This window comes from Pseudomonas sp. NPDC090752, from assembly GCF_055584805.1.
On record NZ_JBVJLI010000002.1, the window covers coordinates 18,662 to 43,076 of the forward strand.

General features: G+C 63.4%; 18 protein-coding genes and 1 pseudogene. 7 read left to right on the forward strand and 12 right to left on the reverse strand.

The annotated features are described in order from the left end of the window. Nucleotides 1–3: 3 nt before the first annotated feature. The 3 genes from ACZ6YA_RS03120 to ACZ6YA_RS03130 all read right to left on the reverse strand — a co-directional run bounded on the left by ACZ6YA_RS03120 (nt 4) and on the right by ACZ6YA_RS03130 (nt 6,488). A complete protein-coding gene (locus ACZ6YA_RS03120; protein ID WP_465895366.1) occupies nt 4–3,774 on the reverse strand; it encodes a nitrate reductase subunit alpha in 3,771 nt (1,256 codons plus the stop codon). Between the two features lie 61 nt (nt 3,775–3,835). Then, nucleotides 3,836–5,215 carry a NarK family nitrate/nitrite MFS transporter gene (locus ACZ6YA_RS03125; protein WP_465895368.1) on the reverse strand — a complete coding sequence of 460 codons (1,380 nt, stop codon included), beginning with the start codon at nt 5,213–5,215 and terminating at the stop codon, nt 3,836–3,838. A gap of 19 nt (nt 5,216–5,234) precedes the next feature. Continuing rightward, nucleotides 5,235–6,488: an MFS transporter gene (locus tag ACZ6YA_RS03130; protein ID WP_465895369.1), complete on the reverse strand. Its 1,254-nt coding sequence runs from the start codon at nt 6,486–6,488 to the stop codon at nt 5,235–5,237. A 234-nt stretch (nt 6,489–6,722) separates the two neighbouring features. Between ACZ6YA_RS03130 and ACZ6YA_RS03135 the strand changes: the two genes are divergently transcribed. Then, nucleotides 6,723–8,528, forward strand: a complete 1,806-nt coding sequence (locus ACZ6YA_RS03135) for a HAMP domain-containing protein (protein ID WP_465895371.1) — start codon at nt 6,723–6,725, stop codon at nt 8,526–8,528. Continuing rightward, nucleotides 8,525–9,163 carry a two-component system response regulator NarL gene (narL, locus tag ACZ6YA_RS03140; protein ID WP_465895372.1) on the forward strand — a complete coding sequence of 213 codons (639 nt, stop codon included), beginning with the start codon at nt 8,525–8,527 and terminating at the stop codon, nt 9,161–9,163. Before ACZ6YA_RS03135 ends, narL begins: the two co-directional genes overlap by 4 nt. Before the next feature lie 128 nt (nt 9,164–9,291). Here narL and ubiT read toward each other — a convergent pair whose 3' ends face one another. The 5 genes from ubiT to moaB are packed head-to-tail and all read right to left on the reverse strand — an operon-like array spanning nt 9,292 to nt 13,443. Then, nucleotides 9,292–9,747, reverse strand: coding sequence for a ubiquinone anaerobic biosynthesis accessory factor UbiT (gene ubiT, locus ACZ6YA_RS03145; RefSeq protein ID WP_465895373.1), 456 nt, complete (start codon nt 9,745–9,747; stop codon nt 9,292–9,294). Continuing rightward, on the reverse strand, nt 9,744–10,631 hold the full coding sequence (locus tag ACZ6YA_RS03150) for a U32 family peptidase (protein WP_465895374.1): 888 nt from the start codon (nt 10,629–10,631) through the stop codon (nt 9,744–9,746). The genes ubiT and ACZ6YA_RS03150 overlap by 4 nt, the downstream gene beginning before the upstream one ends. A 7-nt stretch (nt 10,632–10,638) precedes the next feature. Further along, nucleotides 10,639–11,634, reverse strand: coding sequence for a ubiquinone anaerobic biosynthesis protein UbiU (ubiU, locus tag ACZ6YA_RS03155; protein ID WP_465895376.1), 996 nt, complete (start codon nt 11,632–11,634; stop codon nt 10,639–10,641). A 25-nt stretch (nt 11,635–11,659) separates the two neighbouring features. Further along, complete coding sequence (locus tag ACZ6YA_RS03160) at nt 11,660–12,892, reverse strand: molybdopterin molybdotransferase MoeA (protein ID WP_465895378.1); 1,233 nt, start codon at nt 12,890–12,892, stop codon at nt 11,660–11,662. Beyond that, nucleotides 12,889–13,443 (reverse strand): molybdenum cofactor biosynthesis protein B, encoded by a 555-nt coding sequence (gene moaB / locus ACZ6YA_RS03165; RefSeq protein WP_465895380.1) that lies wholly within the window; start codon nt 13,441–13,443, stop codon nt 12,889–12,891. The genes ACZ6YA_RS03160 and moaB overlap by 4 nt, the downstream gene beginning before the upstream one ends. 172 nt (nt 13,444–13,615) lie before the next feature. Here moaB and ACZ6YA_RS03170 point away from each other — a divergent pair, with 172 nt between their 5' ends. Further along, nucleotides 13,616–13,885: a DUF3079 domain-containing protein gene (locus tag ACZ6YA_RS03170; RefSeq protein ID WP_465895382.1), complete on the forward strand. Its 270-nt coding sequence runs from the start codon at nt 13,616–13,618 to the stop codon at nt 13,883–13,885. A gap of 9 nt (nt 13,886–13,894) precedes the next feature. Here ACZ6YA_RS03170 and ACZ6YA_RS03175 read toward each other — a convergent pair whose 3' ends face one another. Further along, a complete protein-coding gene (locus ACZ6YA_RS03175; protein WP_465895384.1) occupies nt 13,895–16,156 on the reverse strand; it encodes a TonB-dependent siderophore receptor in 2,262 nt (753 codons plus the stop codon). A 139-nt stretch (nt 16,157–16,295) separates the two neighbouring features. On the opposite strand from ACZ6YA_RS03175, the gene ACZ6YA_RS03180 reads away from it, so the two are divergent. From ACZ6YA_RS03180 to ACZ6YA_RS03190, 3 genes and pseudogenes are all read left to right on the forward strand, one after another. Beyond that, nucleotides 16,296–17,015, forward strand: coding sequence for a response regulator (locus ACZ6YA_RS03180; protein WP_465895386.1), 720 nt, complete (start codon nt 16,296–16,298; stop codon nt 17,013–17,015). A gap of 1 nt (nt 17,016) precedes the next feature. Further along, a complete protein-coding gene (locus tag ACZ6YA_RS03185) occupies nt 17,017–18,384 on the forward strand; it encodes an ATP-binding protein (protein ID WP_465895387.1) in 1,368 nt (455 codons plus the stop codon). Nucleotides 18,385–18,452: 68 nt separating this feature from the next. Continuing rightward, nucleotides 18,453–18,797 (forward strand): annotated as a pseudogene (locus tag ACZ6YA_RS03190) (FMN-binding glutamate synthase family protein); the annotation flags it as partial. Between the two features lie 30 nt (nt 18,798–18,827). On the opposite strand, the gene ACZ6YA_RS03195 reads toward ACZ6YA_RS03190, so the two are convergent. Next, on the reverse strand, nt 18,828–20,147 hold the full coding sequence (locus ACZ6YA_RS03195; RefSeq protein WP_465895388.1) for an OprD family porin: 1,320 nt from the start codon (nt 20,145–20,147) through the stop codon (nt 18,828–18,830). A gap of 473 nt (nt 20,148–20,620) precedes the next feature. Here ACZ6YA_RS03195 and ACZ6YA_RS03200 point away from each other — a divergent pair, with 473 nt between their 5' ends. Then, nucleotides 20,621–22,723, forward strand: coding sequence for a TonB-dependent receptor (locus tag ACZ6YA_RS03200; protein ID WP_465895389.1), 2,103 nt, complete (start codon nt 20,621–20,623; stop codon nt 22,721–22,723). 127 nt (nt 22,724–22,850) lie between these two features. On the opposite strand, the gene ACZ6YA_RS03205 is transcribed toward ACZ6YA_RS03200, so the two are convergent. Then, on the reverse strand, nt 22,851–23,048 hold the full coding sequence (locus ACZ6YA_RS03205; RefSeq protein ID WP_465895390.1) for a hypothetical protein: 198 nt from the start codon (nt 23,046–23,048) through the stop codon (nt 22,851–22,853). Between the two features lie 184 nt (nt 23,049–23,232). Further along, nucleotides 23,233–24,339, reverse strand: coding sequence for an agmatine deiminase (aguA, locus tag ACZ6YA_RS03210; RefSeq protein WP_465895391.1), 1,107 nt, complete (start codon nt 24,337–24,339; stop codon nt 23,233–23,235). Between the last annotated feature and the right edge of the window lie 76 nt (nt 24,340–24,415).

The window sequence follows — 24,415 nt, forward strand, 5'->3', positions numbered from 1 at the left end:
TCCTCAAATCTCAGTCGGCAGTGGCTGTGGCAGGGCATCGCCGCCCAGGCCACCGTGTTCAGGGCCATCGAGCCAGTCGACCTTGCTCATCTTGCGCACCACGACGAATTCGTCGCGGTTGCAGCCGACCGTGCCGTAGTAGTTGAAACCGTAGGCCTGCTGGGCATAGCCGCCGATCATGTGGGTGGGCTTGAGCACCACGCGGGTCACCGAGTTGTGGTGGCCGCCGCGGGTCTTGGTGGTCTCGGAGCCAGGCACGTTCACGATGCGTTCCTGCGCGTGGTACATCATCACCATGCCTTCCTTGACCCGCTGGCTGACCACCGCGCGGGCCGTCAGTGCGCCGTTGGCGTTGAAGCATTCGATCCAGTCGTTGTCCTCGATGCCGACCTTTTTCGCGTCGATCTCGGACATCCACACAATCGGTCCGCCACGGCTCAGGGTGAGCATGATCAGGTTGTCACTGTAGGTGCTGTGGATGCCCCACTTCTGGTGCGGGGTGATCCAGTTCAGGGCGATTTCCGGGTTGCCGTTGGGCTTCTTGCCCTTCACGTAGTCGACGGTGCGGGTGTTGATCGGCGGCCGGTAGCTTTGCAGCTGCTCGCCGAAGGCCTGCATCCACGGGTGGTCCTGATAGAACTGCTGGCGGCCGGTGATGGTGCGCCATGGGATGTACTCGTGGACGTTGGTGTAGCCGGCGTTGTAGCTCACGTGCTCGTCCTCCAGGCCCGACCAGGTGGGGCTGGAAATGATCTTGCGCGGCTGCGCCTGGATGTCGCGGAAGCGAATCGCTTCGTGCTCCTTTGGCAGGGCCAGGTGGCTGTGGTCGCGGCCGGTGAATTCCGACAGCGCAGCCCAGGCCTTGACCGCCACATGGCCGTTGGTTTCCGGGGCCAGGCTGAGGATCACTTCGGCGGCGTCGATGGCCGATTCGATTTGCGGCCGGCCGTGGCTTACGCCTTCATCGCGCACGGTGTGGTTGAGCTCGCCGAGGAACTCCACCTCTTGCTCGGTGTTCCAGTTGATACCCTTGCCGCCGTTGCCGAGCTTGTCCAGCAGCGGGCCGAGGGAGGTGAACTTTTTGTAGGTGGCCGGGTAATCGCGCTCGACCACGGTCATGTTCGGGCAGTTAAGGCCGGGCACCGGGGCCACACCGGCGGTTTTCCAGTCGCTGCCACCGAACGGCTGGGCCAACTCGCCGGGGCTGTCGTGCAACAGCGGCACGGTGACCAGGTCCTGTTCCACGCCCAGCTGGCCTTCGCTCATGGCCGAGAAGGCCTTGGCGATGCCCTTGTAGATTTCCCAGTCCGAACGCGCTTCCCAGGCCGGGTCGATGGCGGCCGACAGCGGGTGGATGAAGGGGTGCATGTCCGAGGTGTTCATGTCGTCCTTCTCGTACCAGGTCGCGGTCGGCAGGACGATGTCGGAGTACATGCAGGTCGATGACATGCGGAAGTCCAGGGTGGTGACCAGGTCGAGCTTGCCGATGGCGCCCTCGTCCACCCACTCGGCTTCGTTGGGCTTGAAGCCGCCACGCTTGCCGAGGTCTTCGTTCATCACGCCATTGCGAGTGCCGAGCAGGTACTTGAGCATGTACTCGTGGCCCTTGCCCGAGCTGCCCAGCAGGTTGGAACGCCAGATGAACATATTGCGCGGGAAGTTGGCCGGGTTGTCCGGCTGCTCGCAGGCAAAGCGCAGCGAGCCGTCCTGCAGCGACTTGAGCACGTAGTCCTTGGCCGGCATGCCAGCAGCGGCGGCGTCGCGCGTGACCTGCAGCGGGTTGCGGTTGAGCTGCGGGGCGCTGGGCAGCCAGCCGGCGCGTTCAGCGCGGATGTTGTAGTCGAGCATGTGCTCGGGGAACTGCGACTTGTCGGCCAGCGGCGAGAGCACTTCATGAATGCTCATCTTTTCATGGCGCCACTGCGAGCTGTGGTTGTAGAAGAAGCTGGTGCCGTTCATCTGCCGTGGCGGGCGGCTCCAGTCCAGGCCGAAGGCCAGGGGCAGCCAGCCGCACTGCGGGCGCAGTTTTTCCTGGCCGACGTAGTGGGCCCAGCCACCGCCGGTCTGGCCGACGCAACCGCAGAGCATGAGCATGTTGATCAGCCCGCGGTAGTTCATGTCCATGTGGTACCAGTGGTTCATCGCCGCACCGACGATGATCATGCTGCGGCCGTGGGTCTTGTCGGCGTTGTCGGCGAATTCGCGCGCAACCTGAATAGCCTTCTCGCGACTGACCCCGGTGATCAGTTCCTGCCAGGCCGGGGTGCCCGGCACCGTGGCGTCGTCGTAGCTGCTGGCGACATTGGCACCGCCCAGGCCACGGTCGATGCCGAGGTTGGCGGCCATCAGGTCGAATACCGTGGCGACCTTGACCTGGCGACCATCGGCCAACGTCAGGCTGCGCACCGGCACGCGGCGCAGCTGGATGTCGTCACCGGGGGCGGCGGCGAAGTGTTCGTGGTATTGGCCGCCAAAGTACGGGAAAGCCACTTCAGCCGCTTCGCCATCGGCGAGCAGGCTCAGGCGCAGGTCGGTGGCACGGCCTTCACCACCCTCACGCGCTTCGATGTTCCACTTGCCCTTCTCACCCCAGCGATAACCAATCGAGCCCTGCGGCGAGACCAGCCCGGCGCTGATGTCGTCGACGGCGATGGTTTTCCACTCGGGGTTGTTTTCCTGGCCAAGGTTGGCGGCCAGGTCCGAGGCGCGCAGGAAGCGGTCGGCGCTGTAGCCTTCGCCGCGCGCTTCGAGCAGCACCAGCATCGGCATGTCGGTGTAGCGCTTGGCGTAGTCGCGGAAGTAGTCACTCGGGGTGTCGAGGTGGAATTCCTTGAAGATCACATGGGCGAAGGCCTGGGCCAACGCGGCATCGGTGCCCTGCTTGGGGTTGAGCCAGAGGTCGGTGAGCTTGGCCACCTCGGCATAGTCCGGGGTGATGGCCACGGTCTTGGTGCCCTTGTAGCGCACCTCGGTGAAGAAGTGCGCATCGGGGGTGCGGGTCTGCGGGACGTTGGAGCCCCAGGCGATGATGTAGTTGGAGTTGTACCAGTCGGCCGATTCCGGCACGTCGGTCTGCTCGCCCCACACTTGTGGCGAAGCGGGCGGCAAGTCGCAATACCAGTCGTAGAACGACAGGCACACCCCGCCGATCAGCGACAGGTAACGGGCGCCCGCAGCGTAGCTGACCATCGACATGGCCGGAATCGGCGAGAAGCCCACCACCCGGTCCGGGCCGTGCTCCTTGACGGTGTGCACGTTGGCCGCGGCGATGATCTCGTTGACCTCTTCCCAGCTCGACCGGACGAAGCCGCCCATGCCGCGCTGGCTCTTGTACGACTCCGCCTTGACCGGGTCGCTGACGATGCTCGCCCAGGCGTCCACCGGCGCCAGGGCCTGGCGCGCTTCGCGCCACAGTTTCAGCAGCGGCTTGCGCACTTTCGGGTACTTCAGCCGGTTGGCGCTGTAGATGTACCAGCTGTAGCTGGCGCCGCGCGGGCAGCCGCGGGGTTCGTGGTTGGGCAGGTCGTTGCGCGTGCGCGGGTAGTCAGTCTGCTGGGTTTCCCAGGTGATCAGGCCGTTCTTCACGTAGATTTTCCAGGAGCACGACCCGGTGCAGTTCACCCCATGGGTGGAACGCACGATCTTGTCGTACTGCCAGCGTGAGCGGTAGACGTTTTCCCAGTCGCGGGATTCCTTGCGGGTTTCACCGTGGCCGTTGGCAAACTCACCTTGCTTGCGCTTGAAGAAGCGCATCTGGTCGAGTATGTGGCTCATGTTCATTTCCTCTCAGGCTGAGCGCGGCTGCCCGCGCCCGTAATCAAGTCGTCGGGTTCGGTCAGCAGGGCGTCTGCGCGCCCTTGCGGGCATACCACCACCAGGTCACCAGGATGCAGCTGAGGTAATAGGCGATGAACGCGTAGAGGGCTGCCTCCGGGCCGCCGGTCAGGGCAATGGAGCTGCCGAAACTCTTGGGGATGAAGAAGCCGCCGAACGCGCCCACGGCCGAGGTGAAGCCGAGCACCGCTGCGGCCTCTTTGCCGGCCTTGGCGCCATCGTTGCGGTGCAGGGTGCGGAAGATCACCGGGATCATGCGGAAGGTCGAACCGTTGCCGATGCCGGTGGTGATGAACAGCACCATGAACATGCTGAGGAAGCCGAAGAAGTGCCCGGCCTCACCCGCACGCGGCAGGAAGGCGATGACCCCGAAGACGGCGGCGATCATCAGCACGAAGTTCCACAGGGTGACCCGGGCACCGCCGAGCTTGTCCGAAATCCAACCGCCGAGGGGGCGCGCCAGCGCGCCGACCAGTGGGCCGAGGAAGGCGAACTTGAGCGCATTCACGTCTGGGAACGAGGTTTTGATCAGCAGTGGGAAGGCGGCGGCAAAGCCGATGAACGAGCCGAAGGTGGCCAGGTACAACCAGCACATCAGCCAGTTGTGCTTGCGCTTGAAGATCACCGCTTGCTCGGAAAATGACGCGCTGGCCGACTTCAGGTCGTTCATGCCGAACCAGGCGGCCAGGGTGACCACGGCAATCAGCGGCACCCACACCAGGCCTGCGTTCTGCAGCCACAATGCGCTGCCGTCGGCGAGTTCGGCGGGGTTGCCACCGGCGGCGCCGAACAGCCCCACGCCAATCACCATCGGCACCAGGAACTGCATGCCGGAAACGCCCAGGTTGCCCAGGCCAGCATTCAGGCCCAGGGCCGTGCCTTGCTGTGCCTTGGGGAAGAAGAAACTGATGTTGGACATCGACGAGGCAAAGTTGCCGCCGCCGAAGCCACACAACAGGGCGATGATCACGAACACACTGTAGGGCGTGGCGGTGTCCTGCAAGGCCACACCCATCCACAGTGCCGGGATCAGCAACGACGCGGTGCTCAGGGCCGTCCAGCGGCGGCCACCAAAAATTGGCACGATGAACGAGTAGAACACCCGCAGGGTTGCGCCAGACAACCCCGGCAACGCTGCCAGCCAGAACAGCTGGTCGGTGCTGAAGGTAAAGCCAGCTGCGTTCATGCGCACGATCACCGTGCTCCAGATCATCCACATGGCAAAGGCCAGGAACAGCGCAGCGATGGAGATCCACAGGTTACGGGTGGCGATGGCCTTGCCGGTCGCGCCCCAGAACTGCGGGTCTTCCGGGCGCCAGTCTTCGATCACCGGCCCAGGCTTGGCCTGGCGGCCGATAGCGGGATTGTTGGATGCCGACATGGTCAGTCTCCTTGAGGTTTCAGGAATCGGAATTCGGGTTTGCCCAGGCGCCCAGCACCGGTGCCTTGCGCACCTCGCTGCGGTACATCCAGATCAGCGAGACCCAGACCACGCCGTACAGGAACATGAAGCTGGAGCTGCGCACACCGGTCAGGTCGACCAACGCGCCGAACACAATCGGCAGGACGAAACCGCCCAGGCCACCGGCCAGGCCGACGATGCCGGACACCGCACCCATGCGGTCGGGAAACTCGTCGGCGATGTACTTGAACACCGAGGCCTTGCCGAACGCCCAGGCCACACCGACGACGAACATCAGCGCGGTGAACATCCAGACGTTGAGGCCGATGTGGAAGGTGCGCATCCCTTCCAGGGTGTACACCGTGATGTCGGTGCGCGGGTACGAGAGCAGAAACAGGCACACCCAGCTCACCCACATCACCCACCAGGTCACGCTGTGCGCGCCCCAGCGGTCCGACATCCAGCCACCGAGTGCACGCAGCACGCCGCCGGGCAACGAGAAGCAGGCGGCCAGCAGGGCAGCGCTCTGCAGGCTGAAGCCGTACTCGCCGACGTAGTACTGGGTCATCCACAGGGCCAGTGCGACGTAGCCACCGAAGACGATCGAGTAGTACTGGCAGTAGCGCCAGACACGTGGGTCCTTCAGGGTGTCCAGCTGTTCGCGCAGCGAGACGGTGGAAGACACCCGGTGCGATTTGTCGTCATAGGTGAAGAACCAGAACATCACCGCCGTGACGAACAGGATCGCCGAGAACACCTTGGGCACCATTTGCCAGCTGGCGGCGGCGATGATCGCCGGGGCCAGGAACTTGGTCAGTGCCGAGCCCGCATTGCCGGCGCCGAAGATGCCCATCGCCAAGCCTTGGTTGGACTTGTCGAACCACTTGGCGACATAGGCAATGCCCACCGAGAACGAACCACCGGCCAGGCCGACGAACAGGCCCAGGGCCAGGAACTGCCAATACGCGGTAGCTTCGCTGATCAGGTAGATCGGCAACACGCAGGCCAGCATCAGCACGAAGAACACGATGCGCCCACCAAAGCGGTCGCCGAGCATGCCCAGCGGCAGGCGCACCAGCGAACCGCTGAGCACCGGGGTGGCGGCCAGCAGGCCGAATTGGGTTTCGTTGAGGTCCAGCAGATCCTTGATAGGCACTCCCAGCACCGCAAACATCATCCAGACCATGAAGCAGATGGTGAAAGCAGTCGTGCTCATCCCGAGCACCAGCCCCTGTTGTACGTTGCGTTGCATGATGAACGCTCTCCAGGGCGACATTTCACGCGCAGGCTAGGAGCATGCCGGCCGGCCACCGTTGACCTGCATCAAGGTGTGCAAAGCCCCGGCTGGCCTACCATTAGCCTGTCTACCCCCAAAGTGGTAGGACTGATAAACAATGATTTATCCTTATTAATCAATAGTTTATATACATTTGTAGAAAGCCATTGGCGGCTGATAGACGGCCCAGGACTCTTTGGAGGTAGCGCAATGCTGAGCTGGCTGAAAAGCTCGTTACCCGCCCGCGCCGGCCTCGCCGTGGTGGTGCTGGCCACCCTCAGCCTGGCCAGCACCCTCAGCGCGGTGATGATCGCCAGGGTCAGTGAGAACGACGCCGCTGCGATGAACACCGCAGGCTCGCTGCGCATGGCCACCTACCGCCTCGACTGGCAACTGGAAGCCAACGCTTCCCAGGCAACCCTCGACCAGCTGAGCCAGGACATGCAGCAGCGCCTGCACAGCCCGGCGCTCGCGCACATGCTCGACGACGGTGAGCAGAGCCCGGTGGGCAAGGCCTTCGCGCAGGTACTCGGGCAGTGGCAGAGCCAGTTGCTGCCGGCGCTGCAAGCCAATGACAAGGCGCTGTTCCAACGCGAAGCCGAGGTGTTTGTCGACCACCTGGAAAACTTCGTCCTGCAATTGCAGAGGCAGAGCGAGCGGCGCCAGGGCTGGCAGCAGAACATCCAGGGCGCGGCACTGCTGATCAGCGTGGTGGTGTTGCTGATCGGCCTGTTCGAGCTCAACAGCAGCGTGCTCGCGCCGCTGCAGGAACTGGTGCGTGCCACCGAACGCTTTCGCGCCGGCAAGCTCGATGCGCGCATCCGCTACCGCTCTCGCGACGAGCTGGGGCAGATGGCCGACAGCTTCAATGCCATGGCCGATGCCATCGAACAATCGCACCACACCCTGGCCTCGCGGGTGGCGGAGAAAACACTGGAGCTGGAACAGAGCAATGCCGCCCTCGACCTGCTGTGCCACGCCAGCCGCAGCATCGCTACCCAGCCCACCAGCGCCGAGCACCTGGACGCACTGATCTCCAGCTTCCAGCAGCGTTTGCCCGGGCTGCGCCTGTCCCTGTGCCTGCGCCGCGAAACCCCGACCGGCGAGGCGCAGTTGATTGCCCTGCATGGCGATGACAACAGCCGCGAGCTGTGCGCCCCTGACGACTGCGCCAGCTGCGAACGCCAGCACCTTGCCAACCGCTTCAGCCTGGCGGTCAGCTCGCAGGGCACCGTGCTCGGCGACCTGCGCGCACACTTTCTTGACGGGCATGCAGCGCACCCTTGGGAGCGTGAGCTGATCCAGGCGCTGGCCGACCTGATCGGCACCAGCCTGTCGCTGGAGCGCCAGCGCGAGAAGGACAACCGCCTGCTGCTGCTCGACGAACGCACCACCATCGCCCGTGAACTGCATGACTCGCTGGCCCAGGCGCTGTCCTACATGAAGCTGCAGGTCAGCCGTCTGCAAACCCTGATTCGTCGCGGCGAAAAGCCTGAAACCCTGCTGTCGGTCAGCGATGAACTCCGTGATGGGCTGAATAATGGTTACCGGCAACTGCGCGAGCTGCTGACCACCTTCCGCCTGCAGATCCAGGATGGCGGGCTTGAGCAGGCGCTGGTGGACACCACCCTCGAATTTGCAGAACGCGGCAACCTGCGCATACGCCTGCAACAGCAACCACTCGCCTTCAACCTCGGGGCCAACGAACAGATCCATGTCCTGCAGATTGCTCGCGAAGCCCTTTCCAATTGTGCCCGACACGCGCAGGCCAGGGAGGCCTGGGTGCACTTGCGCCAGGAAGGAGAAATGATCGAGCTGTTGATCGAGGATGACGGCGTAGGGCTCCAGCCAGACTACGACACACGTTTGCACCACGGCCTGACGATCATGCAGGAGCGCGCTCGCAGCCTGGGCGGCGAGCTCAGCCTTGAGCCACGCCACCCCCAAGGCACCCAGGTGCGGCTGCGTTTCGCGCCCGGGTTTTTGCGCCAACCTGACAGCGAGAGCCATACATGAACCTTGCACGCCCCTACACCCTGCTGCTGGCAGACGACCACCCGATGATGCGCCGAGCGTTGCGCCAGCTGATCGAGCTGGAAAACGATCTGGTGGTGGTCGGTGAAGCCAACAATGGTCTCGAAGCCTGCGAGCTGGTAACCCGCCTGCAGCCGGACTTGGTGGTGCTCGACAACAACATGCCCGAACTCAATGGTATCGAGGCGCTCAAGCGTCTGCGCGAGCAGGGTTATAGCGGGCAGATTCTCTTGTTCACGGTCTCCGATGCCGAGCAGGACGTGCGCGATGCCATGCGCTTCGGCGCCAATGGCTACCTGCTCAAGGACATGGAGCCTGAACTGTTGATCGACCGCTTGCGTGAGGTGCTGGCTGGCAGCCTGGTGATCAGCCCTTCCCTGACCACGGTGCTGGCCCAGGCGCTGCGTTCGTCACATGGCGCCAGCTCGCTGGACCTCACCGACCGCGAGCGGCAGGTGCTGAAGATGATCGCCGGGGGGTTGAGCAACAAGATGATCGGCAACAAGTTGGGCATCACCGAAGGGACGGTGAAGGTGCATGTGAAAAACCTGCTGCACAAGTTGGGGTTGCGCTCGCGGGTGGAAGCAGCGGTGTGGGCGTTGGAGAATCTGCGTTAGGATGGTTCGGCAGGCCCCTTTTTTGTGGGAGCGGGCTTGCTCCGCGAACACCGGCGAAGCCGGTGCCAACCACCGCGGTGCTTTCTTCGCGGGGCAAGCCCGCTCCCACAAGTACAGCATCGTTCCAGCTAGGCCCTGATTGCCTCGCCCATCCCGCGAATCATCCGCCACAGCACCGGCGGTAGTTGCTCCGGGTCCAGCGCATCGAGCAAATTCTTCACCCCCAGCCCCAGGTCGGTATCGCCCTCGATCACCAACCGTCGCCTAAAGAACAGGGTATCAGGGTCTTCCAGGCGGCTCGCCAGCAAAAAAAAATCCCGCCAGTTGCCACGGATGGTCACATCCGCCCTGCCCCGCGCCGCTACTTTCAGGCGCTGGCCTTCGCAGGTCACGCACCAGGCCAGGCCCAGATCAGTGACTTGCAGCCGTAACCAATGCCCGCGCAACAGTTCAAAAGCCCCCTCGGCCAACGGCTCGGCAAACAGGCGCTGCGCCACCTGTTCGATCGCCAGCTTCTGGCAGGCGAACGGCACGTGCCTGCCGGCCTTGAGCAACGGCTCGCCATACTTGGACAAATGCTTCATGCCAGCGCCTCCCCAACCCTCAACATGCCTGACTGGCCGTGCCAGTAGCCATTACAGCCACCCGTCGCGATGGGCGGTGAAGCGCCTTCACGCACCGCGTCGAACGCGGCAATCACCTCATGCATGCCCTCGCCGCGTGGGCTGAGGCGCAAGATATCCACGCCGCAATCGACCAACCCGGGGTAATCGCTCAGCAGGTTGCTGGCCTCGCCCGACATCGTCTGGATGCCATTGAGCACGAACAATCGCTCACCCTCCTGGCTCAGCATCGGCAGCCCTTCGATGTGCTTCTGGCAGCACAACTGGCAATCGTCCTTGGGCCGATTTTCGGCGCGGGCCGTGAAGCAGCGGGCCGAGTAGGCCAGCGGCAAATGCCCGTAGGCAAACAGTTCGACTTCAGGCCGAGCAATGCCCAACGCGTCCAACTGCACCAGGCAGTCGTGCAGCAGTTGCCCCGAGCACTCGACGGGTGGCACCCAACGCTGCAGGCCGCAATCGATCAACTCCTGCAGCGCATAGGGGTTGTACAGGTTCAGCGCCGGGCCAGCGACAAAGGGCAGGCGCCGCTCGGCGAGCATCTGCACCGCGCCCATGTCATTGGCTTCAACGCGCAGTTCGCCGTTTTCGCACAGGCGCTTGAGGCTCGACAGCTCCGACGCCGCCTCGACCAGCGCCAGCCCCGACAACACCACTTCGGCGCTGCTGCCCGCGCGCAGCTCGCGGGCCAGGGCCAGCCAGTCGTCCAGCGACAGTGCACGGCGCTTGGAGCAGACGGTTTCACCGAGGTAGATCACGTCCAGCGGCTGTCCGGCCATCGCTTCATAGAACGCCAGCAACTGCTGCCGGCTCCAGTAGAACAGCACAGGTCCCAGGCTAAGTTTCATAGGCACCTCACTGCCAGGCTCGATGATAGGCACCCAGCGTCGTCTGGCTGCCTTCGGACAATTGCGCCAGTACCTTGCGCCACTGCGCTTGCACAGCGAACCCGCTGCCCTCCCGGGCATGGGCGTCCAGCGCCTGGCGCCACACGCGCGTCACTTGCTCGACATACGCCGGGCTGCGTTGGCGGCCTTCGATTTTCACAGCGGCAATCCCCAGCTGCGCCAGTTGCGGGATCAGGTCGAGGGTGTTGAGGCTGGTGGGTTCTTCCAGCGCGTGAAACTTTTGGCCCTCGACCACGAAGCGGCCCTTGCACAGGGTCGGGTAACCGGCACGCTCTTCAGGCGCATAGCGGTCGATCAGCACTCCGCCCAGACGCGCGCTGAGGCCCTCGGCATCTTCGCTCCAGCGCACCGCTTTTGCCGGCGAGCAGACGCCGCAGAGGTTGGGCGACTCGCCGGTGACGTAAGACGACAGGTGGCAGCGGCCTTCGGCCATGATGCACAGGCTGCCGAAGGCGAAAACCTCCAGCGGCACTTCACTGCGTTCGGCCACCTGCCGCACCTGGGCCAACGACAGTACCCGCGGCAACACGGCGCGACGAATGCCGTAGCGCTGGTGGTAGAACGACAAGGCCGCCGGGTTGGTGGCAGAGCCTTGCACAGAAAGATGCAGGTTCAGGTTGGGATGGCGCCGGCTAGCGTAGGCCAGCACGCCGGGGTCTGCAGCAATCAGCGCGTCCACGCCAAGGTCAGCGGCCTGGTCGACGGCACGCTGCCAGCGCGACCAGCCCTGTGCCTGGCCGTAGGTGTTGACGGCAACATACAGCTGCCGGCGCTGCTCATGGATCAATGCCAGGCCAATCTCCAGCTGCCGTTCATCGAGGTTGAGCCCGGTGAAGTGCCGGGCATTGGTGTCATCGCGAAAGCCCACGTATATGGCGTCCGCGCCGTGCTGCAACGCGGCCTTGAGCGCAGGCAGGCTACCTGCCGGGCAAACCAGGTGCATGGTGTTGTCTCCTGTGCAAAGCAGCTCAGGCCGCCAGAGTGTCGAAGCTGATGAAGTCGACTGTCTCGCCGGCGCGCAAGGTGCGATTCGCCTCGATCACGGCCAGGCCTTCGGCGCTGCACATGCCGCTGAGCATGGCCGAGCCTTGCCAGGCGTTGGGGATCACGCGCAGGCCTGCTGGCGTCGAGGTGAGCCAGGCGCGCAGGTATTGGCGCCGCAGGTTGGCCCGTGGCCAGTCGAAATTGGCGACCACCGGCATGGCCCGTGGCAACACATCGCGGCGGCCCTGGGCACGCAACAGGAATGGCCGGGCCACCACCTGCAGGCACAGTAGCGCGGCGACGGGGTTGCCCGGCAGGCCAAGCCACGGAGTAGTCCCGACCCGGCCGTAAGCGAATGGCTTGCCGGGCTGAATCGCCAGGCGCCAGAGGCGCAGATCACCCAGCGCTTGGACCGCAGACTTGAGGTGATCCTCCTCGCCCACCGACACCCCACCCGAGGTGATGATCACATCCCAGTCGGCGGCGGCCTTGCTCAATGTCTCGCGGCACGCCTGGGGATTATCCGTCAGGTGGCCGAGTTCACCGACGTCCAGTTGCCAGCCACGCAGTGCTGCAGCCAGGCTGTGGGTGTTGGCATCGTAGATCTGGCCACGGCGCAGCACATCGCCCGGTGCACAGAGTTCATCGCCAGTGCTCAGCAGGCCGACCCGCAGCGGCCGGTACACCCCTACCGAGGCGATACCCTGGCTGGCAAGCAAGCCCAGCTCGGCAGGGCGCAAGCGTTGCCCGGCCTCCAGCAAACGGGCGCCCTGGCGAAATTCTTCGCCACAACGGCGCACATGGTCGCCAGGCCAGCAGGCCGGCAGCCAGACGCTGCCGGCACAGGCCTTGGCGTGCTCTTGCGGCACCACACTGTCGGCGCCGGATGGCAAAGGTGCGCCAGTGAAAATGCGCACCGCATGGCCCTCTGGCAACTCTTCGAGCGCCGCATCCCCAGCCGCAATGCGCCCCGCTAACGGCAGGTAGCCGCCTTCTGCAGGCAGGTCGGCGGCGCGCAGGGCGTAGCCGTCCATGGCGCTGTTGTCCCACGCTGGGCTGGGGCGCGGCGCCAACACGTCATCGGCGAGGATGCGGCCCAGGGCCATGTCCAACGGTAGCCGTTCCGCCGCCGGAGGCCGGGGTGCCTGCTCCAGCAATTCGGCGATGGCCTGATCGACCGGGCGCAGGTTGTCGAGGCTGCAGCCACAGGCATTCATGCGCGGCTCCCGCAGGCCGCCACGGCATGCTCGGGCAATTGCTTGAGGTGAGGTACGAAGTTACACGGCGTGGTGCGGCAGTCGAGCTGCTTGTGCAAGATCTCGTCCCAGCCGGTGCGACAGGCACCCGGGGAGCCCGGCAGGCAGCATACCAGGGTGCCATTGCTAAGCCCGGCCAGGGCGCGGGACTGGATCGTCGAGGTGCCGATCTGCGCCAGCGAAACCTGCCGGAACAGCTCGCCAAACCCTTCCACGTGCTTGTCCAGCAATGGCTCAACGGCCTGGGGCGTGTTGTCACGGGCGGTAAAGCCGGTGCCACCGGTGAGCAGCACCACCTGCACGTGAGGATCGGCGACCCAGGCGCATAGCCGCGCCCGGATCTGCCAGATGTCGTCGGGCACCAGTGCCCGCTCGTAGAGGATGTGCCCGGCTGCCTGCAGGCTATCGACCAAGGTTTGCCCGGAGCCATCGGTGGCCGGGGTGCGGGTGTCGCTGATGGTCAGCACGGCGATGCGCAGTGCCTGGAAGTCGCTGAGTGCAAGGTGAGCCATGTTGGCACCCTCCTCTGAATGACAGCGCGCAGCCTGTGCCAGGTTGGCTGCTTGTCACATTCCTCGAAGGAGGTACACCTGGGGGTAGATGCAGCAAAGCTTGATTTCGATCAAGCCTGGTGGGAGTGGCAGGCATAGTCTGGGGTCAGACGGCGACTGCTGGAGGCATGCCATGGCCAAGAAATTCCCCCATAACCCCAGCCACCCGGAGCGCATCTGCTGGGGGTGCGATCTTTATTGCCCGGCCAAGGCGCTGGCGTGTGGCAACGGGGCGGACCGGACCATGCATCCGGTCGAGTTGTTCGGGGAGGATTGGGATAGTTTCGGTACGCTGGAGGAAGAAACCGTGGGAGCGGCTTCAGCCGCGAACACCGGCGAAGCCGGTGCCATCCACCGCGTCGCTTGCTTCGCGGCTGAAGCCGCTCCTACAGGGAAGGGGTAAAATCCAGGGTCAGAACGCCGTATTGACCGTCAGCGACATGCTCCGCGGATCTCCATAAATCGCCCCCGCATAGAACCCGTACTGGGTGTAGTAATGCTTGTCGAACAGGTTGTCGACATTGAGGCTGACCGAGGTATCGTCGGTCACCTGGTACTTGGCCATGGCATTCCAGATCGCATAACCCGACCAATTCACATCCGTCGAGCCCCCACTTACACCATTCACAGGTTGCCCTGCGGGGCTTGAGATTGCGCGGATGTTGGTCTGCGCCTTCACGCCTGCACCCAAGGTCAGGCGATCGAGCGGGCCCGACAGGCGATAGGTGGTGGAAGCCTTGAACAGGTGCGACGGGTCACTGCGCCCATCGCTGTCGACGCGACGGAAATGCAGGTAGGTATAGCCCGCATACACATTCCAGTTCGGTGTCAGGGCGCCGGCGATTTCCAGGTCGATGCCGTCGGTTTCCTGGCCAGTACCGGCCTTGTAGGCATCCCCTCCCGTTGGGGTGGTCAGGCCGTCGTCGAGCACCGCCTTGTTTTCCTGCTGAGTGCGGAAATACGCCGCCGAGGCATTCAGGCGGCCATCCAGCCACTCACCCTTGATACCGGTCTCGTAGCTTTTGCCGCGGATCGGCTCGACCTTGGTGCCGCTCTCGGTTTCGGCCGTCTGCGGGTTGAAGATGTCGGTGTAGCTGGCGTACAGCGAGTAGGTGTCGTTGAGGTCGTACACAACGCCCAGGTACGGCGTGACGATACCGCTGTTCTGCTGATTGCTGCGCACGCCGCTGACATTGCGGGTGGTGGCCGAATAATCGGTGGTGCGCATGCCGACGATCACCGACAACGGGTCGGTAATGCTCAGGCGGGTGGCCGCGTACATGCCCTGCAAGCGTGTAGTGGTCTTGCTGTGGCGGCCGGTGCGCGAGGCAAGCATGTCGTAGTCGCTGTCCACGCCGTTGTGCCAGTTGGTCACCGGGAAGCCGTTGTTGGCGCGGAACTGGCAGCCCACCGAGGGTGCGCTGACGCGGTCGTCACCGACCATCGTGCAGCTGTACTCCGGCGACCAGGCCACGGTGCGGCTGTCGTTGTAGCCGACCATCGCCTGGTGAGTGCGGCCAAACAGCTGGTAGGGCCCGGACAGGTCGAACTGCGCCGACTGCTGGGTAGTGTCGCTGGAGCTGTGCAGGCCGTTGAGCACCGCACCGCTGCCATCCTGGTCCCAGTAGCCGCCATAGCTGCCGCGCCCGGCCGAGTTGACCTTGGCCAGACCGCGGTGGTTGAGCGCCTCGCTGGTGCTTTGGGCGGCTTTCAGGTCGAGGGTCCAGTCGTTGTCGAAGTGGTGCACCAGGGAGCCGAAGGCGGTACGGGTGGTGTATTCGCCAAAGCTCCAGCTCGGTACCACGTTGGTGCTGCGCGGCAGGTTCGTGGTGCTGCCGTCGCGGTACCAGATCGGGATGTTGGCGCCCCAGCCGCCACCAACGACCTTGTTGTATTCGTACTGGTAGCCGGCGCCGAGGGTGGTGGCGTCGTCGATGTCGAATTCGAAGTTGGCCAGGGCCGCGCGCGAGCGTTCGGACTGGTTGTCACGGAACGAGTTGGCATCGCCCTGGGTCATCACGAAGCGCGAGCGCAAGCGGCCGTCCTCGGACAGCGGCAGGTTCAGGTCAGCGCCCAGGCGGCGCTTGTCCCAGCTGCCGTAGGTGGCATACGCACTGCCGCCAAAGGTCTTGGTCGGGGCTTTGCGAATCAAGTTGACGGTGGCCGACGGGTCGCCGGTGCCGCCGAGGAGGCCGTTGGCGCCACGGACGATGTCGATGCGCTCGTACAGGTCCATGTTCAAAGCATTACCGCCGCCGCTGAAGTCCGAGCCACCCTGGAACTGCAATCCATCGACCTTCCAGTTGCTGATCGAGTAACCTCGGGCACGGAAGTCGGTACGCCCGCCGACTTCGGACTTGGTGGTGCTCACGCCCGGCGTGGTGTCCAGGGCCTGTTCGATGCTGTGGATGGCGCGGTCGTCCAGCTGCTGACGGGTAACGGTGGTGACCGACTGCGGTGTCTGGCGCGGCGTCAGTTTGAGACCGGTGGAGCTGCGCGTGCTTTCCACCGTGTAACCCAGCTGGCCGGTCTCATCCGCGGACAGCAGCGCGCTGTCATCGATCTGGGTGGCATCCAGTTCCAGGGGTTGATTGTCGGCGGCCATGGCACCGCCACTGACGGCCAGTGCAACGAACCAGGCAAGCGGGTGAATCGTGAGGCTGTGAGGTTTCATTTGGGAAGGCTTCGTATTTGCAGATGATTTTTTGTTACGATTCTAGGCATCCGCCCTCCGCGCTCCATGCCCGGCTTGTACGGGCATGTAATTGAACGTAACGAGCGCTGCCAGCCCTCCCGAACAGGTGTTTTTAGCCATGAGCACGACCTTGCTGGTTGTCGATGATGACGACGAGATCCGCGAACTTCTCTGTGATTACTTGAGCGATGCCGGCTACACGGTGTTGGCTGCGGCAGGTGGCGAGGGCATGCGCGAGCAACTGGCCCAACACAAGGTTGAGCTGGTGGTGCTGGACCTGATGCTCCCGGGCGAGGATGGCTTGAGTCTGTGTCGACAGCTTCAGGCAACCCCGGGCTTGGCGGTGATCATGCTGTCGGCCAAGGGCAGCACGCTGGACCGCATCATCGGCCTGGAAGTGGGTGCCGACGACTACCTGGCCAAGCCGTTCGAGCCGCGCGAACTGATTGCCCGCATCAAGGCGGTTTTGCGCCGCCCCCAGCGTCTTGAGGTTGCCGCCGAAGCGCTCGCCGACGATGCGCAATGCTTTGCCGGCTTCAGCCTCGACCACGTCAAGCGCCTGCTCACCCACCCCGATGGCCAGGCGTTGACCCTGCCACGCTCCGATTACCGGGTGCTGCGTGAACTGCTGGAAGCCAACAACCGCGTGGTCTCACGTGACCAGTTGACGCGCAGCGCGTTCGGCCGCGACCACCTCCCCGACGACCGCTCGGTGGACATGTGCATCAGCCGCCTGCGCCAGCAGCTGCGCCGCGCGCCGGGTGGCGGTGTGCAGATCCTCACCATCCGCAACGAAGGCTACTTGCTGAGCATGGCCCGCGCTCAAACGGCCGGCTGAGGTGCGCTGGCTTAGGCGGTTGTGGCCGCGCACCCTGTTTGGCCAACTGCTGCTGATCATGGTCAGCGGCACGCTGGTGATTCAGTTGATGTCCAGCAGCATCTGGTTCGATGTGCGCTTCGCTCAGGTGTTGGAGGCCCCCGTCAGGTTGATGGCCGCACGCAGCGCGCCGCTGATTGCCTACGCCAATTGCCATGCTGGGTCGCTGCCACTACCGGCACACTATCAAGTGCGCTGTTCCGACGACGTGCCAGCCGTGGAGGAAGACCAACGCCGTGGGCGACGTCGGGTCGAGTTGTTACTTCAGCAGGCGCTCACGTACGAAATAGGCCATGCCCAGGAAGTTCGACTGCTCAAGGTGCAATTGACTGACGAGCTCGGCCAGCCGATCGTCTGGCGCAGCCTGTTCGGCTTGCGCACCGCCCAGGCGCATATCCAGTTCGCCGTGCCCTTGGCCGACGGCCATTGGCTGAGCATCGACGGCCAGGAGTTACAAGGCTGGAGTGGCGAGTCGGCCTGGGTGCTGATCAGCGATTACCTGCTGCGAGTGTACGCACTGCGCATCGTCGCGGTGCTGCTGGTCTGCCTGATCGCGGTACGCCTGTGCCTGCGCCCACTGCGGCGCCTGGCCGATGCCGCACGCGGCCTGGGTGCCAACCTGGAACAGCCTCCGCTGGCATTGGATGGCCCGGAAGAAGTGCGCCAGGCTGCCCAGGCATTCAACGCCATGCAGCAACGGCTGATCGCCATGGTCAACGACAAAGCCTATTTCCTCGCTGCCGTATCCCACGATTTACGCACCCCGCTGACTCGCATGCGCCTGCGTCTGGAACGCCTGCCTGACGATGACCACCGCGAGCGTTTGCGGCAGAACATCACGCAGATGGACGACATGATCGGCCAGGTGCTGGATTACCTGCGCGCGGGGGAGCAACAGAACCTGCAGCAGGTCGATGTCGACCGGTTGGTGGCCCGGCTGTGCGCGGACCTTGCCAGCGCCGACGAGCCGCTGCCGGTGCAGGGCAAGGCTGGCAGCCTGCGGGTCGATGCCTTGCTGCTGCAGCGTTGCCTGCAAAATCTGTTGGTCAATGCACTGCGCTATGCCGAGGATGTTTCCGTCACCCTGGAGCGCACCACTACGGTCGTGTTCATCCATATCGACGACGTCGGGCCAGGCATCGACCCAGGGCTGCTGGCGACCATTACAGATCCGTTCGTGCGCGGTGAAGGGTCGCGCAACCAGGCGTCTGGGGGGTATGGATTGGGGTTGAGCATTGCCCAACGGATTGCCGCCAGCCACGGCGGTGAGCTGATGCTTGTGAACCGCGACGGTGGAGGGTTACGCGTAAGCGTGCTGCTGATCGGCTAACTCAGTAGTTCCAATGCTCATCGGGAGCCCAGTGGCAGCGGCTTCAGCCGCGAACACCGGCGAAGCCGCGCCAGCGCGCGCTGGTGGTGCCGGACAAGGCCGAGCGGGTTGCCAGCTTCCACCGCAACACCCTGCATGCCCTGGCCGAGATGCTCGCCGCCGCCGGCCTGGAACACCCGTCCGAGCTCAAGCCGAAGCACTTGGCGCGACGCATCAGCTCCAGTCAGATCAGTCTGTTTTCGGATGTGCATACGTTCCTCAAGCCCGGCGAATTGCTCAGTGGCTCGATCGCGAGCGAGTTCTATGCGCGGATGTGGCGGATGGCGCGTAGCGATAGCTTTGCACCGGAGATGGGGGAAACAGCTTCGAAACCGGCGCCAGCGGTACGCCGGAAAGAAACAACCCCGGCTTAGGCCGGGGCTGCTCGGTACACGGGATCAGTATCAGAAGATGCTGATCGGGTACTCGACGAATACACGGACTTCGTTGCCGTCGTCGAAATAGCCGTTCTGCTGTACAGCGTTGTTGGTGCGAACGAACGAGCTGCGCAGCTTGATCGACAGGTCCTTGGCCGGGCCTTCCTGAACGACGTAACGGATCTGGTTGAAGATCTCGCGCTCTTTACCTTCGCCGAAGCCTTGCGGGGCGCCGACCTTACGGGTGTTGATGTTGTCACCCACCACATAGGCCAGCTTGTAGGTCAGGCCCGGGATGCCGTAGGCACCGAAGTCCAGGCCGTAGCCCAGCTGCCAGGAGCGCTCGTCTTCGGCGTTGAAGTCGGACCAGTAGGAGTTGGCCAGGAAGATGGTCGAACCACCGTCACCCACGCCGCCTTCGTTCTGGTACCAGCCGTAGTTGTAGCCGGTACTGCCGGTGCTGCGCTGGTGCGCCAGGGTGAACGAGTGCGGGCCGTAGGCGTAGGTCGCAGCCAGGCTCCAAATGGTGTTGGAGTCGCCGTTGAGTCCAGCTGCCTGAACATACTTCTTGTCGATGTCCGACTTGTAGCCGTTGAAGTCCAGGGTCAGCGACTGCTCACTGTTAATCGGGAAGACGTAGTTCAAGCCCAGGTAGTGCTTCTTCATCACGTCTTCGTTGTCTGCGGTGTACAGCGAAGCGGTGAAGTTGTCGGTGAACTTGTAGCTGCCGCCGAAGACGTTGATCGACTTCAGGCCGCCACCGTCACGACGCTCGGCGCTCTTGCGCGCTTCCTGGGTGAAGCGGCCGGCGTTCAGCTCCAGGCCTTCGATCTCCTTGGAGGTGATCAGGGTGCCGGTGAAGCTTTCTGGCAGCAGGCGACCGTCGTCGTAGTTCAGCACTGGCAGGGTCGGCATCTGGTCACCGTACTTGAGCACGGTGTTGGAGATGCGGAACTTCACGGCTGCACCAGCGCGGGCCAGGTCGTGCGGGCCGCTTGCGTTTTGGTCCGCGTTCTTGGTGTTACCCGGCTTGAAGAAGTCGACACCGGCGCCGCCGTTGTGACCCTTGCCGCCGTCCAGACGCACAGCGTACAGGCCGAAGGCGTCAACGCCGACACCGACGGTGCCCTGGGTGAAACCAGAGGAGAAGTTAGCGATGGCCGCCTGGCCCCATTCGATCTGGTCATCGGTACCGTGCTTCTTGTCACGGTTGATGTAGGCGTTGCGCAGCAAAACGTTTGCGTGGCTGTCTTCGATGAAGCCCTTGCTGTCGGCCTGCTCGTTGGCCTGTGCCTGGGTCGCGGCGATCATCGCCAGGGCGACCAGGCTGATCCTGGTTTTCAACATGTTGTTCTTTTCCTTATTTCTTAATCAAAAACGCTCTGCAATATGACGCCAGGAACCAACGCCCCTTCGTAGGTTCGACGCTATGCGGATCCAACTGAAAGGCCGCCGTGGGTTGCGTGGCGGGCCTTGTGCAGCAGCATGGCCAGGTCATGGCCATCAGGCGTTGGCCGAATCCTAGCCGTGTGCGATTACAAATGTCAAAAAGTCGTGAAATGCAGGTCGATATAACCAAAATAACCGGCATGTGAAGGGCATTTCCATGCACGTTCGCGCCATCAGTGGGGTTTTTGTCTCTTGTAAGATGTGTCGAACTGACGCACCGGATAATTTTCCGGCCGCGCCCCACTGCCAAACGACTAGTTACAAAGTGTTACCTATGTAAAGACGAGTCTTTACAAATAGCCAAGCAACAGCAAATAACAAGCATTACCATTCGCGCCTCTTTATCACCTGCCTTAGGTCCGGATGCTTCCATGCGTGCCCCCTGCCGCCTTTCACCCCTCACTTTAGGGCTGTCGCTGCTGTTCAGCGCCAGCCTGGCCAGTGCCGCCTCCACCACCCTGCCCGAGTTGTCGGTGACCGCCGACAGCGAGCGCGAAGAAGAAACTCCACGGGTCAAGGAGGTCAGTACCGCAACCCGCACCTCGACACCTGTGCGCTATGTGCCCCAGGCCATCGACACGGTGAAAACCCGCAATGTCCTGGACTACGGCAGCGACTCGCTGGGCAAGGCACTCGAAGGCATTCCCAACGTCAGCAGTGGTGCCGACACGCGATTCGACAGCGTGCGCATCCGCGGTTTCGAAGCGAGCAACGACTTCTACCTGGACGGCATCCGCGACGACAGCCAGTACATTCGCGACCTGCACAATATCGAGCGGGTCGAAGTGCTCAAGGGCCCGGCCGCCGTGCTGTATGGCCGTGGCAGCCAGGGCGGTATCATCAACCGGGTAAGCAAGGCGCCGGAACAGGGCCGCCGCTCCTCCATCGAAGCCCAGGGTGGCAGCGAGGACTTGCGCAGCCTGTATGCCGACCTCAGCGCCGACCCCAGCGACACCGTCAGCCTGCGTCTGAACATGGGCAACCAGGATAACAACAGCTTCCGCGATGGCATCGATGGCAGCCGCCAGCTGTTCGCCCCGTCGATGAGCTGGCAGCTCACACCCGACCTGAACTGGCTGGTGCAGTACGAGTACAGCCGCTACAACCGTACTCCCGACCGCGGCATCCCTGGGGTCAACGGGCGTCCGGCCGATGTCGGCCGCAGCACCACTTATGGCGATACACAGCGCGATTTCATCGACGATCGTGCACAATCGCTGCGCTCGCGCTTGAACTACCAGCTCAACGACACCTGGCAACTGCGCCATACCCTCGGCCTGTTCAAGCTCGACAGCGAGTTCGACAACACCTACCTGACGGGCTACAACGCCAGCAACAACTCGGTCACCCGCCAACGCTGGCAGCAGGACTTGAACACCCGCAACCTGTTCAACAACCTGGAAGCCGAGGGCGACTTCGCCACTTGGGGCCTGGAGCACAAACTGCTGCTGGGCCTGGAGTTCGGCAACCAGCGCCGCGACCCGACGCTGTACACCGCCGCTGCGGTCTCGGCCGGTGGCCGCCCGGTACCAAGCCTGGACCTGAACAACCCGAATCGCGACCTGCAGCACACCGGCCGCATGGTCGTATCGAGCGACAACCACACCGTGGTCGACAGCCGTGGTCTGTACCTGCAGGACCAGATCCGCCTCAACGATCAGTGGCAGATTCTGGCCGGTGTGCGCTTCGACCAGTTCGAGGTGGAGACCACCAACAAGGTCCGCAACCTGTCCGAAAAGCAGGACAGCACTACCACCAGCCCGCGCCTGGGCGTGGTCTATACACCGTGGCGCGACCACTCGTTCTACGCGTCGTGGAGCAAGACCTTCTCGCCCGTCGGCGGCGGCCTGATCGGCATTACCCCAGGCGCACCGGGCAACACCAACGACACCGGCCCCGAACTGACCCGGCAGAAAGAAATCGGGGTCAAGAGCGACTGGTTCGACGAGCGCCTGACCACCACCTTCGCCATTTATGAACTTGAGTTGTACAACCGCCGCACGCGTGACCCGAACAACCCGGAAATCACCCTGCTGAGCGGGCTGCAGCGCTCACGCGGGATCGAGCTGACCGCAACCGGCAACATTGTTGGCAACTGGTACGTTCGTGGCGGTATCGGTTTGCAGGACGCAACCATCGTCAAGGACAACAACGGGCTGGAAGGCAATCGCATCAACGATGTGGCCAAGCGCAACGGCAGCCTGTTCGTGACCTGGAAGCCGGAGCTGGGCTGGTACGCCGAGACCGGTTTGACGCTGGTGGGTGAACGCTATGCCGACAACCAGAACACCACGGTGATGCCGGGTTATGGGCGTTGGGATGCGCTGGCCGGGTTCCGTACGCATGACTGGGATGTGCGGGCGGCGCTGAGCAACATCACTGACAGGACGTATTACAGCTCGGCTACCAGTGCGGCGCAGATTCAGATTGGTGATCCGCGTAGCCTGGTGGTGACCGGTACCTATAGCTTCTGATTTTTTTGCTGGCTGTTCTGGCCTCTTCGCGGGCAAGCCCGCTCCCACAGGTGCCCCACAGCTCTCAGGCTCGGTGGGCTACCTGTGGGAGCGGGCTTGCCCGCGAAGGGGCCGGCACTGACACCTGTCAGTGCCACACACCCAGCAGTGCTTCCAGCTCCGCATCGCTGATCAGCCCTTGGGGATAGCGGCCGTCAAGCAGACGTCGTGGGTCGGTCGTCCTGACCCGTTTGCCTCCATGGTGTTTCAACCACTGCGTCAAGGTTCTGAGCGATTGGTGATTCACTGCCGATGGGCGCAAAGCCGTCTCACTTGCTGCGTTCATGTCTACACGTACTCCTGGTGCCCGTGAGCGGCTAATCTACTTCGCGATTGTTACAGAACGGCATGACCGACCTGTCCGGGTTAACTCCCTGAAAACAATACAAAACATATGCCATTTCGGCGGACTGGATGTCGCCGCAAAAAAAAGGCCCGTCATCTGACGGGCCTCATTTTGCGGCGTTGTCTCAGCGCTTGGCCGGTGCCGGTTGCTGTTGGGTCAGGCAGTGGATGTTGCCCCCACCCAGCAGCAGTTCGCGGCCTGGAATCATCACCACTTCATGGTCAGGGAAGACCTTGGCCAGGATCGCTCTAGCCTGGGCATCCGCCGGGTCATTGAAGCTCGGCGCAATGATGCCACCGTTGACGATCAGGAAGTTCACATAGGATCCGGCCAGGCGCACCGACGGGTCGCGCTCCTGGCTACCGGCCACGTGGTCGACACCGGCGCACTCTTCCTCAGTGGCGAACAGCGGCCCCGGGATTGGCATCTTGTGCACCACGAACTCGCGGCCTTTGGCATCACGGCTGTTTTTCAGCACCTCATAGGCAGCATGGCAACGCGTGTAGTTGGGGTCGTTGGAATCATCGGTCCAGGCCAGTAACACTTCGCCTGGGCTGACGTAACAGCAGAAATTGTCGACGTGGCCATCGGTTTCGTCGTTGTACAGGCCATCCGGCAGCCAGACGATGGTCTGGACGGCCAGGTGCTCACGCAGAATGTCTTCGATCTGCTCGCGGTTAAGGTGCGGATTGCGGTTGCGGTTGAGCAGGCACTCTTCGGTGGTGATCAGGGTGCCCTCACCGTCCACGTGGATCGAGCCGCCCTCCAGCACGAAGCCTTCGGTGTGGTAGCGCTGGCAGCGCTCCATTTCCATGACCTTGGCCGCCAGTTCCTCGTCGCGGTTCCATGGCGCGTACAGGCCGCCATCGAAGCCACCCCAGGCGTTGAAGCCCCAGTCCACACCGCGCACTTCGCCCGCGTTGTTGATCACGAAGGTTGGGCCGGTGTCGCGCACCCAGGCGTCATCGTTGCTGATTTCAACTACGCGAATGTTCGGCAGGTCGAGCTGGCGACGGGCGTTTTCGTACTGGCCGGCGGATACCGCCACAGTGACCGGCTCGAAACGGGCGATGGCCTTGGCCAAGGTCACGTGGGCAGCCTGGGCAGGCTTGCCACCCAGACGCCAGTTGTCTGCACGCTCTGGCCAGACCATCCACACCTGGCTTTGCGGTGCCCATTCGGCAGGCATGTGGAAACCGTCGGCGCGGGGGGTGGAGTTGAGGGTTTTCATGGTTAACCTCTGCAAAGGCCCTAGGCCGATGGTCAATTGAATTTCGGTTTTATAACCGATATATATCGGCTTTAAA

Bases quoted from the DNA above. Each gene is read 5' to 3' on its own strand.
- ACZ6YA_RS03120 (WP_465895366.1), bottom strand. From the start codon at position 3,774: ATGAGCCACATACTCGACCAGATGCGCTTCTTCAAGCGCAAGCAAGGT.
- ACZ6YA_RS03125 (WP_465895368.1), bottom strand. From the start codon at position 5,215: ATGTCGGCATCCAACAATCCCGCTATCGGCCGCCAGGCCAAGCCTGGG.
- ACZ6YA_RS03130 (WP_465895369.1), bottom strand. From the start codon at position 6,488: ATGCAACGCAACGTACAACAGGGGCTGGTGCTCGGGATGAGCACGACT.
- ACZ6YA_RS03135 (WP_465895371.1), top strand. From the start codon at position 6,723: ATGCTGAGCTGGCTGAAAAGCTCGTTACCCGCCCGCGCCGGCCTCGCC.
- narL (WP_465895372.1), top strand. From the start codon at position 8,525: ATGAACCTTGCACGCCCCTACACCCTGCTGCTGGCAGACGACCACCCG.
- ubiT (WP_465895373.1), bottom strand. From the start codon at position 9,747: ATGAAGCATTTGTCCAAGTATGGCGAGCCGTTGCTCAAGGCCGGCAGG.
- ACZ6YA_RS03150 (WP_465895374.1), bottom strand. From the start codon at position 10,631: ATGAAACTTAGCCTGGGACCTGTGCTGTTCTACTGGAGCCGGCAGCAG.
- ubiU (WP_465895376.1), bottom strand. From the start codon at position 11,634: ATGCACCTGGTTTGCCCGGCAGGTAGCCTGCCTGCGCTCAAGGCCGCG.
- ACZ6YA_RS03160 (WP_465895378.1), bottom strand. From the start codon at position 12,892: ATGAATGCCTGTGGCTGCAGCCTCGACAACCTGCGCCCGGTCGATCAG.
- moaB (WP_465895380.1), bottom strand. From the start codon at position 13,443: ATGGCTCACCTTGCACTCAGCGACTTCCAGGCACTGCGCATCGCCGTG.
- ACZ6YA_RS03170 (WP_465895382.1), top strand. From the start codon at position 13,616: ATGGCCAAGAAATTCCCCCATAACCCCAGCCACCCGGAGCGCATCTGC.
- ACZ6YA_RS03175 (WP_465895384.1), bottom strand. From the start codon at position 16,156: ATGAAACCTCACAGCCTCACGATTCACCCGCTTGCCTGGTTCGTTGCA.
- ACZ6YA_RS03180 (WP_465895386.1), top strand. From the start codon at position 16,296: ATGAGCACGACCTTGCTGGTTGTCGATGATGACGACGAGATCCGCGAA.
- ACZ6YA_RS03195 (WP_465895388.1), bottom strand. From the start codon at position 20,147: ATGTTGAAAACCAGGATCAGCCTGGTCGCCCTGGCGATGATCGCCGCG.
- ACZ6YA_RS03200 (WP_465895389.1), top strand. From the start codon at position 20,621: ATGCGTGCCCCCTGCCGCCTTTCACCCCTCACTTTAGGGCTGTCGCTG.
- ACZ6YA_RS03205 (WP_465895390.1), bottom strand. From the start codon at position 23,048: ATGAACGCAGCAAGTGAGACGGCTTTGCGCCCATCGGCAGTGAATCAC.
- aguA (WP_465895391.1), bottom strand. From the start codon at position 24,339: ATGAAAACCCTCAACTCCACCCCCCGCGCCGACGGTTTCCACATGCCT.